Below are 14,736 nucleotides of genomic sequence, written 5' to 3'. Positions count from 1 at the left end.
CTTTATGCCGCGTCGGCTCCGCAGCACTTCTTGAACTTCTTGCCGCTGCCGCAAGGGCAATCGTCGTTGCGGCCGGTTTTGGGCGTGTCGTGGCGCACGGTTTCCACCGCCGCCTTGCGCAGCGGCAGCCAGAAGCGGTAGATCGCGGGCAGGTTGGCTTCGATCTCGAGCGCCAGGCCATGCGCCTTGACCGGGTCTTCGACCAGCGGCAGTTCCGCTTCCTCGATCTCGTCGGCGCCGAGCAGGTAGAGCGGGCGCATCAGTTCGGCAACCTCGGATTCCCAGATCGCCTCCCAGGAACCCGGGCGCAGCTCCATGCCTTCCCAGAAGCCCCAGCACCAGGCTTCGCCGTCGATCAGGGTCTGGCCATTGTGCTCGTGCTCGCAGTACAGCGGCTCGAACTCCTTGGGCGCGACTTCGAAGGTGATCAGCACTTCGTTCATGAAGCGCATGATGAGGTTGAGGATGCGCTCCTCTTCCTTCGCATTCTTCCATTTCGGGACGGCGGGTTTGCCCTCATCCTGGCCGTCGCCCCAGACGCGCGGCAGCCATTCGGCCGGCATGATGGTCTGCGGGCCGATGGCGATCGCCGTCAGGTAGCCGTGCAGGGTGTCCATCGTCATCGCGTCTTCCGGGCTGCGCTCGGAGAGGAGGAACTGGTCGAGTTCGTCGAATTCTTTTTCGGTCAGGGGCTGTTCGAGTTGCATGGGTGCTTTGTGAAAGGCTGTTATTTCGGTAAGGGATGCAGTTTAACGCTCCATGAGCGCGCGCGCAGCAAATAAAACGCACCGGCGGCGTGCCGCCGTACAATGACGATCATGCATACCGAGTCTAGTTCATCCGCCGATAACGCGGCGCATCCGTTTTCCAGCCTGGGCCCGGACCGGGTGCTGGACGCCATCGAGAGTGTCGGCCTGCAGTGCGACGGCCGCCTGCTGGCGCTCAACAGCTACGAAAACCGGGTCTACCAGGTTGGGCGCGAAGAGGGCGAGCCGGTGGTCGTCAAGTTCTACCGGCCGGCGCGCTGGCCGGACAATGCCATCCTCGAGGAGCACGCCTTCGTCGCCGAACTGGCCGAACGCGAAATCCCGGTGGTGCCGGCCGAGGTGTTCAACGGGCGCACCCTGCACGAATTCGAAGGTTTCCGCTTTTCCATCTTCACGCGCCGCGGCGGACGCGCGCCGGAACTGGACGACCCGAAAGTGCTCGAGTGGACTGGCCGCTTCATCGGCCGCATCCACGCCGTCGGCGCCATCGAAGCCTATCGCTTGCGCCCGGCGCTGAACCTGCAGACCTTCGGGCACGATCCTTTCGACTTCGTCATGCGCCACAATTTCGTGCCGCCCGAATTGCGCGCGACCTATGCCAGCGTGGTCGAACAGGCCCTGGCTGGCGTGGCCCGCTGTTACGAACGTGCCGGGGCGCTGCCGCTCCTGCGCCTGCACGGCGATTGCCATGGCGGCAACGTGCTCTGGACCCCGGACGGCCCCCATTTCGTCGACTTCGACGACAGCCGCATGGGGCCGGCCGTGCAGGACCTGTGGATGCTACTGTCGGGCGAGCGCCAGGACATGGTGCGCCAGATGGCCGACGTGCTGGCCGGCTACGAGGATTTCTGCGACTTCGATCCGCGCCAGCTCTATCTGGTCGAAGCCCTGCGCACCCTGCGCCTGATCCATTATGCGGGCTGGCTGGCGATGCGCTGGGACGACCCGGCTTTTCCCGCCGCCTTCCCGTGGTTTAATACCCAGCGCTACTGGCAGGACCGGATCCTGGAACTGCGCGAACAGGTCGCCTTGATGGACGAGCCGCCGCTCTGGTCGCTTTGACAAGGCGCTGAAGCGTGGAATTGCGCCACTTTCACCGCCTTGCTTCGCGTGACGCGATTGTCGGGTTTGGTCGATAATGGATTGCGCGCAGTAGCCCCATTGCGCCAGCCCCATCGAGAAACGCCATGGAAAACCTGCCAGTCCCGCACGACGACACCGACATCACCATCGACCTGCCATCGGCCCCTGGCCGGCCCCTGCCTGCTACCAGCGCTGCGGCTCCCGTCGTAAACGGCGGAGCGGTCGAGAAAGTGGCGATCAAGGAAGCCATCGCGCGCGTCGAGGACGAAGCGAAGGCGAACGTGGCGGCGGAAACCCGGGCGCATGCCGAAGCGCGGGCGCGCTCGCTGTCCGTCGAACGCATGGCGATGGACGCCGCCGCCGCCGCGGCCGCGCTGGCCAATGCCCAGGCCTCCGAAGAAGCCATCGAAGCGAACCGCGACCGCCTGGAAACCCTGCGCGCCGCGGCCCAGGCCGCCGGCGAGCGGCTGGAAGCGATGCGCCAGGAAACGGCAGAGCTGCGCGCGCGGGTGCAGGCCGATACCGAAAGCCGCCTGGCGACCGAAGCGCGTTCGCGCGCCGCCGAAGACGCGCGCCGCCGCGCCAACGAACAGATCGAAGCGGAAGCCGCGATGGCGATCGAGGCCGCGCGCGCCGCCGAAGAATTGCTGGTGCAAGCCGAAGACGCGCGGCGCCAGGCCGCCGAACGGGTCGCCGCGGTGCAGGCCGCGCGTGAAGCCGTGCTGCACAGCGCCGCCGCCGACGCTAGAGTCTCGGTACTGGCGCGCGAGCGCGAGCGCGCCGAAAAGGCGGCCGCCCAGACCGCGGAAAAACTGGCCGAAACCGAATCCGAAGCCCTCGAGCTGGCGCTGGCGCGCGAGCGCGCCGACCAGGTCGCGCTGACCTCGGCCTTTGCCAGGGCCGGCGCCGAAGCGCGCGCCCTCGAAGAAGCGCGCGCCCTGGCCCATGTCGAAAATGAACGCGCCTCGATCGCCCAGGCCCAGGCCGACTCGCAGCGGGTCGCGGCCGACACCCTGCGCACGCGCCTGCAGCTGGAAAAGGAATTGCGCGACGCGGCGATCCACCGCGAGCGGGTCGAGCAGATGGCCGCCGCCAGCGCCGAAGCGCGCTTGCAGGCCGAGGCGCGCATCGTCGTCGCCACCGAAGCGCGCATCGACGCCGACCGCAAGCTGCGCGAAGCGGCCGAGCTGCGCGCCGACGCCGAGCACGAAGCGGGCCAGCAAGTCGAAGCGCGCTTGCAGGCCGAATCGAGCGCCGTCGCGCACGCGCAGCAGCGCGCCGCGGCCGACCGCGCCGCCGCCGAAGCGGCCGCCTTTGCCGCGCAGCAGGAGGAACGCGAACGCGAACTGGCCGAGGCGCGCGCCGCCCAGGCCCAGGCCACAGCCGAAGCGCGCGCCGCCGCCAACGCGGCGCAGGCCGCCGCGATCGCACTCGAAGCCCAGGAAGCCGCGCTGGCGCGCGAGGCGGCGGCGCTGGCCGAACGCCGCCAGCAGCAGGCGGCGCAACTGGCCGAGGCCGAGCGCGAGCGCCTGGCGAGCGAGGAAGCGGCCCTGGCGCGGCTGCAGGAAAAACTGGTCCTCGAAGCCGAGCTGGCCGCCGCCGCGCAGGAGCGTGCCAAGGCCGAGCTGCACGCGGCCTCGCTGCTGCGCGAGCAGGCGGAAGCCGAACGCCGTAGCGCCGAAGCCAGGTCGGCCGCACTCGCGGCCCAGCGCGAGGAAGCGGCCAAGGTATTCCAGGAAGCGGCGAGCGAGGAAGCCGCCGCGGCGGCTGCCGGGGCGCGTGCCCGCGCTGCGGCCGAGCTTGCCCAGTTGCAGGCCGAGCGCGCAGCCGGCGAGGAAGCAGCCTTGCAGGCCACCACCGCGCTTGCCGAGACGCAAGGGCGGGCCGTGCTGGCTGCGCGCGACGCGGTGGCGCTGGCCGAACACGAGCTGGCCGCCCAGCGCGAGCGCCTGGACGCGGAAACGCGCGCCGCCGAGGCGACCTCGGCGCGCCTGGCTTCCGAACAGGAAGCGCTGCTGGCTGCGCGCGTGCGCATGGAGGCCGAGGAAGAAGCGGCGCGCCTGGCGGGTGAGCGCGAACTGCTGGAAGCGGCCGCCGCCCGCAGCGCGCTGGAAAAGCGCGACGCCCAGCGCGCGCTGCTGGAACACGCCCAGGCCCACGCCGACATGCAGCGCAAGACGGCCGCCACCACCCTGCAGATGGCCGACGCCCGGCGCGAGCTGCTGGCGCTGGAAACGAAACGGCTGGAAGAGCAGGCCGCCGAGCTGTCGGCGACCGAGGACGCGATCAACGACCGCCAGGCCGAAGCGCGCCAGCGCGCCGCGTCCGAAAACATCACGCGCGACGTGCTGGACCGCCTGAAACAGCTACCCTCCGGCAAGCAGGCCGCAGCTCGCCTGGCGGAAGTCATTAATAATCAGCGCCGCTCGGGCAGTTAGTAAAGCGTGTAAAACAACCGCCATGGCTGTGTTGCATCGGCTCGCCGTACTAGCGTACTGTCTTCACCAATGCGCCTTGCCCTGACGGCCGTTTTACACGCCCTGACGATTTGCGCCTAGCGCGCTGCCGCCGGCGCCTCGCTCGGCGACACCGGATTCTTCGGTCCGGTGTTCACGCCGGTGACGAAATACTCGGTTTCGCCAAAGCAGCTGGTCGGCACGCCGCGGTGCTGTTCGTAGTTGACTTCGACGCGCTGGCCCATGGTCGACTCGAGCTTGCTCACCAGGCTGTCTTCGCGCACCGTGAAGGTGAAGCGTTCCGGGATCGCGCCGGGCATGCTCGAGAGCAGGAGTTCGCCTTCCCAGGTCTTGCACAGCCATCCCTTTTTCGAGAACTTCTGCAGATAGCCGGCGCGCGTGCCTTCGGAATACGACCAGGTGAGCGTGAACCAGGTGTACAGCCCGAACACGACGACGAAGGCGACGAGAACGGACAGCAGGATGGCGATGGAGCGTTGGGGCAGGGCTTTCGGCATGGTTTTTCTGGTCTGATGAAGTAGAACGCCATTCTGCCACGCGCGCCCGGATTGTCAAAATGGCAGCGCGCGCTCGTCATAGACGCTGATCGCACGACTTCGGCCTGGTCGTGCGCGTCTTCCAGTTCGGTGCGCTTGCGGTGGCGGATCGACGACCACAGCGACACGGCGATGAAAGCCAGCCCCGACAGGCCGGTAAACCATTCGGGAATGTGGTAATGGACATTGGCGAACATGATCAGCGCCAGGATCCCGATCGCATAGTGGGCGCCATGCTCGAGGTAGATGAATTCCTGCAGCGTGCCCTTGTAGACCAGGAAGACCGTCATCGACCGAACGAACATCGCGCCGATCGCCAGGCCCAGCATGATGATGACGACGTCGTTGGTGATGGCGAAGGCGCCGATCACGCCGTCGAAGCTGAACGAGGCGTCCAGCACTTCAAGATAAAGAAAGCCGCCGATGCTGCCCTGGGAAATCATCTTGCCGATGGTCGGGTCGCTTTCCTCTTCTTCGAGCAGGCCGCTGATCCATTTCACGCCGATATAGATCAGCACCCCTACCACACCAGCGATCAGCACGGCCAGCTTGCGCTTTTCCTCCATCAGGCTCATCGCGAAAAACACGGCCAGCAGCGTGAGCAGGGTGGCCAGGCCTTCGGAGCCGTACCTGCCGAGCTTTTCCTCGATCCAGCCGAGCCAGTGAAGTTCCTTCTGGTTGTCGAACAGGAAATTCAGGAAGACCAGCATCAGGAAGGCGCCGCCGAAGGCCGACACTTCGGCATGGTGCTCGGTCAGATGGCGCGAGTATTCGTCCGGGGTCTCGATCGCCATGTTCCAGACATCGACCATGCCGAGCCCGGTGGCGACCGAGACGATCACCAGCGGAAACAGCAGTCGCATGCCGAACACCGCCACCAGGATGCCGACGGTCAGGAACAGCTTGCGCCAGAATTCGTTCCAGTGCTTCAATACCGAGGCGTTGACGACGGCGTTGTCAAAGGAGAGCGAGACTTCGAGCACACCCAGCACCGCCGTGATCCACAGCGCGCTCGCCAGGCCGGCCATGCCGCCACGTTCGTAGCCCCACCACCCGGCCAGGATCATCAGCACGACGGTCACGGCGATCGATATCCTGAAGTGCCGCATGCCAATTCCTCCCATATTGGTTGAAATGCCACAGTCTGGAAGAATCTTACCTGCCGGCGGGGGAGTGCGGCGCAGCGCAGGTCGCCGCCGCCTCTTGCTTCTGCGATAATTCCGCGCGGCACGTACACACGCATTCCCGCACACATACTCAATAGGACAACATGGACTTCGCTTACCTCATCACGCCGGTGCTGACCTGGATGGTCGTCGGTCCCATCAAATTCCTGATCAATAGTGCGCGCCAGCGGCGCTGGGCTTTCAACCTGGTCGGCAACGGAGGCTTTCCGAGCAACCATAGTTCGGTTGTGATTGCGATGGTGACGCTGATCGGGCTGCGCGAAGGAATCGGTCATCCGGCATTCGGCGTGGCCATGACGCTGGCCTGCATCGTCATGATCGACGCCAACAGCCTGCGCCAGCACGTGGGACGCCAGGCCGCCGCCATCAACCGCCTGGCCGTCGAGACCGCCGGCCACACGGTCCTGCGCGAGCGCATGGGTCATACCCTGGTCGAGATCTGCGGCGGCATCGCCACCGGCATCGGCATGGGCTTCCTCATCCATCGCATCTTCAGCGCGTAATTTGCAGTCCATCGCGCCAGAATGCAGTTCATCCATACAAAACCACAGTGGGCGGGATCGTCAATTGACGGGTGGGGCCGCCTCCCGGATACTGCGCGCTGAAGATGTCTATTCCAATTTCATAAAAATATTCAGTGTCCAATCGGGAGATCCAACTCATGCTGCGCAACACTCTACTTGTCCTCGCCATCGCGTCCGCCCTGGCCGCCTGCGGCAAGGATGGCAAAGATCCCAAGGCCGCGGCCAAGGACAACAAACCCAGCCAGCTGCTGGTGGCGCCGCAGGACCTGCTGACGGTGCAGAGCGATTCGGTCGCTTCCGGCCCGGTCGTGACCGGCTCGATCCAGCCGGAACGCCGCGCCGACCTGCGCGCCGAAGTCTCGAGCGTGGTACTCCAGGTATTGAAGGAAAATGGCGAGACGGTCAAGCGCGGCGACCTGCTGGTCAAGCTCGACGAAGCGGCCATCCGCGACAGCCTGATGTCGGCCGAGGCCGGCGTGCGCGCCGCCTCCCAGGCGCTCGACCAGGCAAACCGCCAGCTCGAGCGCCTGAAGACCCTGCGCGCTTCCGGCATGACCTCGGCCGCGGCCCAGGACGAAGCCGAAGTGCGCCGCAACAGCGCCCAGAGCGAGCTGTCGGCCGCCCGTTCGCGCGCAGCGACCGCGCGCCAGCAAATTTCCCGCACGCAAGTGCGCGCGCCTTTCGACGGCATCGTCAGCGACCGTAAGGTCTCGGCCGGCGACACCGCCACCCCGGGCAAGGAACTGGTCAAGGTGATCGACCCGACCAGCATGCGCTTCGAGGGCCGCGTTTCGACCGATAAAATCGCCACGGTGAAAATCGGCCAGCCGGTCAAGTTCCACATCAACGGCTACGGCAACCAGCAGTTCACCGGCGTCGTCAAGCGCATCGACCCGTCGGCCAACGCGATCACGCGCCAGGTCGAAGTGCTGGTCGGCCTGACCGGCGATCAGCCGAAAGTGGCCGGCCTGTATGCCGAAGGCCGGATCGACGCGGAGTCGTCGAACGCCCTGATGCTGCCGGAAAGCGCCATCGTCAAGGCCGGCGACAAGAACTACACCTGGCGCGTCAAAGGCGCCCAGCTGTCGAAAGTGGACCTGCAGGTCGGCATGCGCGACGCGCGTACCGGCAACATGGAGATCAAGGCAGGCCTGGCTGCCGGCGACACGGTACTGCGCAACCCGAGCTCGAACCTGAAGGACGGCCAGAAAGTCGAATTGACGGGCGCCCGCACCAATGCGGCGCCGCGCGTGGCTGCGGCCACGGCGCCGGCCAAAGGGAACTAAATCATGTTTCTGTCCAATTTCGCTGTCAAGAAACCGGTCGCCACGATCGTTCTGATCGTGGCCATGATGTGCATGGGCCTGCTGGCCCTGTCGAAGCTGCGCGTCAACCAGGAACCCGACGTCGACATTCCGGTGATCGTCGTGAGTATCCCCTACCCGGGCGCCTCGCCCGAGACCAGCGAGCGCGAGATCATCGACCGCCTGGAAAAGCAGATGCAAAGCGTGCAGGGCGTGACCGAGGTCACCGCCTACGCCAACGAAGGCAGCGCCACCCTGGTGATGGAGTTCGACTTCGACCGCAACCTGATCGAAGCGTCGGACGACGTGCGCAACGCCATCTCGGCGGTGCGCTACAAGCTGCCGATCGAGATGCGCGAGCCGATCCTGCGCCGCATCGACCCGTCGGCACGCCCGATCATGGGCATGGCCCTGTCCTCGACGGCACAGACCCACTCCGAACTGTCGCGCCTGGCCGAAGACGAGCTGGCCGACCGCTTCCGCGCCATCGACGGCGTCGCCACGGTGAGCGTCAACGGCGCCCTGCGGCGCGAGTTGTCGGTGCTGCTGCGCGCTGAAAAGCTGCGTGAATACAATGTGTCGGTCAATGAAGTGGCTGCCGCGCTGCGCACCCAGAACACCAATGCGCCGGTGGGCAAGGTACGCGGCGAGATGGACGAAAAGGGCATTCGCCTGATCGGCCGCATCGAACGCCCGGAAGACTTTTCGCAGATCGTCGTCAAGCGCAGCGGCGATACCATCGTGCGCCTGAACCAGGTGGCCGAGATCCGGGACGGTTTCGCCGACATCGACAGCGCCTCGATCCACAGCGGCAACCCTAACGTCGGCATCCAGGTCGTGCGCTCGCGCGAGGCGTCGACCGTGTCGATCGCCAAGCGGGTGCGCGAAGAAGTCGCCGCCATCAACAAGGAACTGCCGAAGGGCACCGAAATCACCGTCACCCGCGACGGCGGCGAAGAAGCGCAAAGCAGCCTGAACAACGTGATCGAATCGCTGATCTTCGGCGCGGTGCTGACCGTGTTCGTGGTGTACGCCTTCCTGAACTCGTGGCGTTCGACCCTGATCACCGCGCTGTCGCTGCCGACCTCGGTGCTGGCCGCCTTCATCGCGGTCTGGCTGTGCGGCTTCACGCTCAACTTCATGACCCTGCTCGGACTGTCGCTGGCGATCGGCGTGCTGATCGACGACGCCATCGTGGTGCGCGAAAACATCGTGCGCCACATGGAAATGGGCGCCGACCGCCGCACCGCGGCCCTGGTCGGTACCTCGGAAATCGGCATGGCCGTTGCCGCCACCACCTTCTCGATCATGGCCGTCTTCATTCCGGTGGCCTTCATGCCGGGCGTATCGGGCGAATGGTTCGGTCCCTTCGCGCTGACCGTGACCTGCTCGGTGCTGGTGTCGCTGTTCATTTCGTTCACGCTCGACCCGATGCTGTCGGCCTACTGGGGCGACCCTCCTGGCCACCACCATGCGCCGAAGACCGGTATCTCGAGGGTGCTGCAACGCTTTAACGACTGGTTCGACCGCCAGGCTGCGCGCTACGGCAACGTGATTGCCTGGGCACTGCACCACCGCCGCTGGATGGGCGCGATTGCGGTCGCCAGCTTCGCCGGCGCGATCGCCTTGCAGTATTTCTTCGGCGGCTCGAGCTTCCTGCCCAAGGGTGACGGCAACAAGATCATGATCGAGGTGCGTACCCCGGCCTCGTCGAGCCTGCAATACGCCAAGCTCAAGATGCAGCAGGCTGAAGGCCTGGCGCTGTCGATGAAGGAAGTGCGCGCCACCGACATCGTGGCCCGCCCGAACGGCGGCCAGATCTATGTCGAAATCGGCAAGCGCAACACCCGTACCAAGAGCGCCGCCGATATCGCCACCGAGCTGCGCGCCAAGGTAGCCGGCCTGGTTGGCGCCGAGTACACCGTGCTCGACGACCTCAACGGCAACGGCAAACCGGTGCAGATCGAATTCACCGGCGCCGATTCGCGCAAGCTGATGGAACTGACTTCGGCCTACATGGAGAAACTGCGCCAGGTGCCGGGTGCGGTCGACGTCACGTTGTCGCAGCAGGATCCGAAAAACGAGCTGCAGATCGAGCTCGACCGCGGCCTGGCCAATTCGATGGGCGTCTCCGTCAGCGACGCCGCCACCGCGCTGCGCGTGGCCTTTGCCGGTATCGAAGTGGGCGACTGGGTCGATCCGACCGGCGAAACGCGCGACGTCGCGGTGCGCCTGCATCCGGAAGACCGGGTCAACATCGAAAACATCGAGCGCCTGCCGATCCTGATCGCCGGCACCAACACCATGGTGCCGCTCGAGCAGATCGCCCGCATCAGCATGGGCAAAGGTCCGTCGGAAATCGTGCACAAGGATGGCAAGCGCGTGATTACCGTCTCGGCCAATGCCCAGGGCCGTTCGAATGGCGAAGTCACCCAGGACGCGATGGCCCTGGCCAAGACCTTCGACTTCCCGCCGGGCTATGGCCTGGCCCTGGGAGGCTCGGGCAAGGACCAGGCCGACCTGTTCGGTGCGATGATCACCGCACTGCTGGGCGGCATCGGCCTGATGTACCTGATCCTGGTGATGCAGTTCGGCTCCTTCACCGCGCCGCTGGGCGTGATGATGTCGCTGCCGCTGTCGCTGATCGGCGTGGTGCTGGCGCTGCTCCTGACCAAGGGCACCCTCAACCTGATGAGCATGATCGGTATCATCATGCTGATGGGCCTGGTGGCGAAGAACGCGATCCTGCTGCTCGACGCCGCTCGCGCACTGGAACGTGAAGGCTACGGCCGCGAAGATGCGCTGATGAAGGCAGGCAAAATGCGCCTGCGTCCGATCCTGATGACGACCTTCGCCCTGATCGCCGGCATGCTGCCGGTGGCCCTGGCTCTCGGTCCGGACGGCAAGTTCTACCAGCCGCTGGCGGTGGCGATCATCGGCGGCACGATCACCTCGACTTTCCTGACGCTGCTGGTGGTGCCGACCTTCTACGACAGCATCGAGTTCGCGCGTGAACGCATGGGCGTGAAATTCCAGCGCCGCGCCGAGCGTTATCCGGCCATCGTCGCCTTCCTGATGACCTTCATCGAGGCGATCCTGACCCTGGTCTTCGTGCGCCTGCTGTATCGCGTGGTGGTGCGGGGCTACCATTATGCGACCGGCCGCTCCCAGGCCAAACCGGTGCCGCTGGCGAAAGCGCCGGCGCCGGCGCCGAAGGTGGCCGAAGGCGTCTGACCCGAAGGGAAGGACTGGCATCAATGAAAGAGCCGGCTTGAAAGCCGGCTCTTTTTACGTTCAGGCTTGCCGCCTGCGGCTGCCCGCCGAACTGCCAAGCCTTAGCGGCCGGCGTCTTTTTTGGTCGAGACCGGACCGGTGCCGGTGGTGTCGCCGGTATGGCCCGTCGTCTTGGTACCGACGCCGCGCGCGGCGCCGGTCTCCGCGCTTGGCGGCGCGACGACGGTGGCGCCGGCCTGTGGTGCGCTGCCGGTGCCGGTGGCGCCCATGCCCGAATTGCCGGTGCTGCCTTGTGCGCCGGGGCCGGCCTGGTCGGGCGCGACCATGTCGACGCCGCTGGCGCCGCCGGCAGCACCGAGGCTGGTGTCCTTGGTGCTTTCGCCCTCGCCGACGGTGCGCGGCGTGATGTTCGTGTTGTACTCGGTCCCGCCGAGGCCCGCGTTGCCGGAATTGGCGGTGCCGCCGCTGGTGCCGGCAGCCGCACCGCTACCCGAGCCCGGGGTGCGCTGTTCCACGGAAGCGGCGTCGCCATCGCCGCCGACCCCGGAATCCTTCTTGGTGCAGGCGCCGAGCGTGGCGGCGAGGATGGCGGCGGTCAGTACGATGCTCGATAATGTTTTTAGGTTATGCATGGTGGATTCCTTGTTCGATGGCTTGCCGCTGCCGCATCGGTGCGACAGGCAGGGTAGGGGTGCTCATGATTGTGTCACGGACTTCACGCACCTTACTGTGCGCTGTTTGACGGAGTGGAAGCGACAAGGCCAGCCGGCACAGCCACAGGCCGCGCATGCACGCGCAATGCGGGATCGGAATCGGGAGCGGGATCGGAAAACGGAAACGACTCGAGGGGGAGGGATGGAATACGAATGGCCGATGTCAGCCAAAAAAACTGTACCGGCACGAAAGCATGCCGGCCAGCGCAAACGCGGAGCCCGCGTTCTGGGGCTCCGCCTTTGAGCGACAAAGACCGATTAGCGGCCGGTGCCCGTGGTGGTGCCGGTGGTGCCAGTGCCGGTGCCCGACGAATCGGTGCTGCCGGTGGTGCCGCCCGCGCCGGTGGTGCCGGTAGTACCCGACATGCCGCTGGCGCCGGTGCCCGTGGTGCCGGTAGCGCCCGTACCCGTGGTACCGGTGGTGCCGGTGCCGCTGGTATCGCCCGTCGTGCCGGTGGCGCCCGTACCGGTGCCCGTGGTGCCGGTGCCGGTAGCGCCGGTGCCGGTGGTGTCGCCGGTGGTGCCCATTGCGCCGGTGCCGGTGGTGCCGGTGCCGGTTGCGCCGGTGCCGGTATCACCCGTGGTGCCGGTGGTGCCGCTGGTGCCCGACGTCGAGCTCGGCGACGTTGCCGAGGTGTCGCCGGCGGCGCCGGTGCCGGTGGTGTCGTTCTTCTTGCATGCGCCCAGCATGGTTGCCAGGAGGGCGGCGGTCAGCAGGATTTTTGGTGCTTTGGTCATTGCGTTCATTGTTAAACTCCTCGTTCACGTCTATCTTGTGCCGTAGCCTCCAGGTGAGGCTGGTGGAGGACAACGGCGCCAGGTCAGCTTCACCATGAACCTCTTGGAAACCGCAGTTTCGGCCCGTGTTCATTGGTGAAACGCTCAGGGAACCGACGCAATACGCGGCCCCGTGTAGCACACGAATTCGACTATAAAAATTAGACTGCCGTCACTACCGACAGTTCGTCGAATTGCGCGCTTCGTGCTTTATTCCGCGGTGGAACATGCGGATTTTGATACCGGTCAAACGGATTTCCGTTCTTCCCGTCCCCCCGGTGTTTCCCGGATGGTCTTGTTGTCGCCGGACTCGCGGCCGGCGACGGATTCGAGTAGCGCCGGGATCTCGTTGGGGATCTCGCGCGCCAGGTAGCCCAGCACGCCCAGCCGTTCGGCGAGGCGTTCGCCGGCGCGTGCATGCAGTGCAACACCCCAGCAGACAGCTTGTTCCAGCGTGGCGCCGCGAGCGGCGAGGCCGGCGATGATGCCGGCCAGCGTGTCGCCCGAGCCGGAAATGGCCAGGCCCACATTGCCGCCCTCATGCTGCCATAACGCGCCACTCGGCGAAGCGATGACAGTGCGCGCGCCTTTCAGTGCGACGACGGCGTTCCATTCGGCGGCGGCGGTGCGCGCCGGCGCGTCGGGGCCGGCCACGATGTCCTCCTTGGGCATGCCGGTCAGGTGCGCCATTTCGCCGCAGTGCGGCGTGACGATGACGGGTCGGGCGAAGCGAAAGCCCTGCGCCGGCGCCGTGCCTCCCGGGGCATGCAGCAGCGTGCCCATCGCGCAGGCGTCGAGCACGACGGCCGTGTCGCTCTCGTGCATGCGCCCGAGCAGGCCGTGCACGATCTCGGCCGCAGCCGCTTCGTCCTGCATGCCCGGCCCGATCAGGATGGCATCGACGCGGTCGGCCAGCGGATCGAGGCGGGCAATGGCTTCCGGCAGAAAGCCGCCGGTCTCGGTCTCGGCCAGGCCGATCACGCGTGCTTCGGGCATGGCGGAGGCAACGAGCTGGGCCACGCTGGCGCCGGTGGCCACCGTCAGCTTGCCGGCGCCGGCACGCAGCGCGGCGGTGGCGGCAAGAATCACGGCGCCCGGCATCTCGCGCGAACCGCCGAGCACCAGCACGTGGCCGCGTTGTTCCTTGTCGCCTTCCGCGCCCGGCATCGGCAGCGGCCAGTTGCGCAGCAAGTCGGTGGTGACGTCCAGGGGGGCGGCATTGGCCCCCGCTGGCAGCGGTTCGGACACGCTGGCGGACAGCTCGTGAAGGGCGCTCATGCTGGGCTGCCTCACGCCTTGGGCGCCGTCGGCACGTCTTTGCCGACAGTCACCGGCGTGCCGCTGTCCTCGAGGGGCGCCACGAAATTGACGAGGCGCACGGTCAGGGAGCCATGCTTGCCTTCCTGCGCGTCGAACGTGTAGGACGTGACGGAGCAGTTCGGCACGTCGCCGGCGCGATCGAAAGCGAGGATGGTCGCTTCGTCGAGGCGCTCGATGAGGTAGCGGAAACAGTTGACGATGACCTGGTGGGCGACGATCACGACGCGCTCGTTGCAGTAATCGCGCGAGAGCGTGTCGAGCACGCTGCGCAGGCGCAGGATGACGTCGCACCAGCTTTCGCCGCCCGGCGGACGGAAATAGAACTTGCCGACGTGGTGGCGCTGGGCGTACAGGTCGGGATATTTGTGGGCGATGCCGTGCGTGGTGAGGCGGTCGAGGATGCCGAATTCCTTTTCGCGCAGGCGCTCGTCGGCATTGACCGCAAGCAGCGACTCGCGCTCGAGGCGGCGGATGAGGATCTTGGCGGTTTCGGCCGCGCGGACATAGGGCGAATGCAGCACGACGTTCGGACGCTCGTGCTGCGGCAGCGAGGCGAACCAGGTGGACAGTGCTTCGGACTGGCGGATGCCGAGCTCGGAGAGGGGCACGTCTACATCGCGCTCGGCGATGTCGATCTCGTGGCCATTTGCGGCCTCGGCCAGGTCACGCGCAACATTGCCGGCACTTTGCCCGTGCCGGATCAGCCAGATTTCCTGTGGCCACTTTTGTTCCATCACCTGCCCGTCGTTGATGTTGACATGACATCATCATAGACGGATTCGTCAGGGGGTCAGCGCACGATTCCGTTTGTAAA

At 66.2% G+C, this 14,736-nt stretch carries 11 protein-coding genes and 1 pseudogene; 5 read left to right on the top strand and 7 right to left on the bottom strand.

Annotation, left to right across the window (positions count from 1 at the left end):
- Positions 1-2 precede the first annotated feature (2 nt).
- Positions 3-707, bottom strand: a complete 705-nt coding sequence (locus AC56KZ_RS04120) for a UPF0149 family protein (protein WP_497160848.1) — start codon at positions 705-707, stop codon at positions 3-5.
- A 111-nt stretch (positions 708-818) separates the two neighbouring features.
- Here AC56KZ_RS04120 and AC56KZ_RS04115 point away from each other — a divergent pair, with 111 nt between their 5' ends.
- Together AC56KZ_RS04115 and AC56KZ_RS04110 are read left to right on the top strand one after the other, a co-directional pair.
- Positions 819-1,829: a serine/threonine protein kinase gene (locus AC56KZ_RS04115; protein ID WP_497160847.1), complete on the top strand. Its 1,011-nt coding sequence runs from the start codon at positions 819-821 to the stop codon at positions 1,827-1,829.
- Between the two features lie 125 nt (positions 1,830-1,954).
- Positions 1,955-4,288, top strand: a complete 2,334-nt coding sequence (locus AC56KZ_RS04110; protein ID WP_497160846.1) for a coiled-coil domain-containing protein — start codon at positions 1,955-1,957, stop codon at positions 4,286-4,288.
- 116 nt (positions 4,289-4,404) lie between these two features.
- On the opposite strand, the gene AC56KZ_RS04105 is transcribed toward AC56KZ_RS04110, so the two are convergent.
- Complete coding sequence (locus AC56KZ_RS04105; protein WP_497160845.1) at positions 4,405-4,824, bottom strand: DUF8785 domain-containing protein; 420 nt, start codon at positions 4,822-4,824, stop codon at positions 4,405-4,407.
- A 125-nt stretch (positions 4,825-4,949) separates the two neighbouring features.
- Positions 4,950-5,972, bottom strand: a pseudogene (locus tag AC56KZ_RS04100) (DUF475 domain-containing protein); the annotation flags it as partial.
- 161 nt (positions 5,973-6,133) lie between these two features.
- On the opposite strand from AC56KZ_RS04100, the gene AC56KZ_RS04095 reads away from it, so the two are divergent.
- The 3 genes from AC56KZ_RS04095 to AC56KZ_RS04085 all read left to right on the top strand — a co-directional run bounded on the left by AC56KZ_RS04095 (position 6,134) and on the right by AC56KZ_RS04085 (position 11,112).
- Positions 6,134-6,553, top strand: coding sequence for a divergent PAP2 family protein (locus tag AC56KZ_RS04095; protein ID WP_497160844.1), 420 nt, complete (start codon positions 6,134-6,136; stop codon positions 6,551-6,553).
- A 158-nt stretch (positions 6,554-6,711) separates the two neighbouring features.
- The gene (locus AC56KZ_RS04090; RefSeq protein WP_497160843.1) at positions 6,712-7,860 is read left to right on the top strand and encodes an efflux RND transporter periplasmic adaptor subunit; all 1,149 of its coding nucleotides are present in this window, start codon (positions 6,712-6,714) and stop codon (positions 7,858-7,860) included.
- 3 nt (positions 7,861-7,863) lie between these two features.
- A complete protein-coding gene (locus AC56KZ_RS04085) occupies positions 7,864-11,112 on the top strand; it encodes an efflux RND transporter permease subunit (protein ID WP_497160842.1) in 3,249 nt (1,082 codons plus the stop codon).
- A 101-nt stretch (positions 11,113-11,213) separates the two neighbouring features.
- On the opposite strand, the gene AC56KZ_RS04080 is transcribed toward AC56KZ_RS04085, so the two are convergent.
- The 4 genes from AC56KZ_RS04080 to AC56KZ_RS04065 form a co-directional block, all read right to left on the bottom strand.
- Entirely contained in the window at positions 11,214-11,744 is a 531-nt protein-coding gene (locus tag AC56KZ_RS04080; RefSeq protein ID WP_497160841.1) for a hypothetical protein, read from the bottom strand.
- Positions 11,745-12,083: 339 nt separating this feature from the next.
- Entirely contained in the window at positions 12,084-12,572 is a 489-nt protein-coding gene (locus AC56KZ_RS04075; RefSeq protein WP_497160840.1) for a hypothetical protein, read from the bottom strand.
- A 276-nt stretch (positions 12,573-12,848) separates the two neighbouring features.
- On the bottom strand, positions 12,849-13,880 hold the full coding sequence (locus AC56KZ_RS04070) for an NAD(P)H-hydrate dehydratase (RefSeq protein ID WP_497160839.1): 1,032 nt from the start codon (positions 13,878-13,880) through the stop codon (positions 12,849-12,851).
- Between the two features lie 11 nt (positions 13,881-13,891).
- Entirely contained in the window at positions 13,892-14,656 is a 765-nt protein-coding gene (locus AC56KZ_RS04065; protein WP_497160838.1) for a histidine phosphatase family protein, read from the bottom strand.
- Positions 14,657-14,736 lie beyond the last annotated feature (80 nt).

It is taken from the genome of Telluria sp. LT2P34, assembly GCF_059685915.1.
The sequence above is the reverse complement of the archived record's forward strand: the minus strand, read 5'-3'. Positions and strand labels throughout refer to the sequence as shown.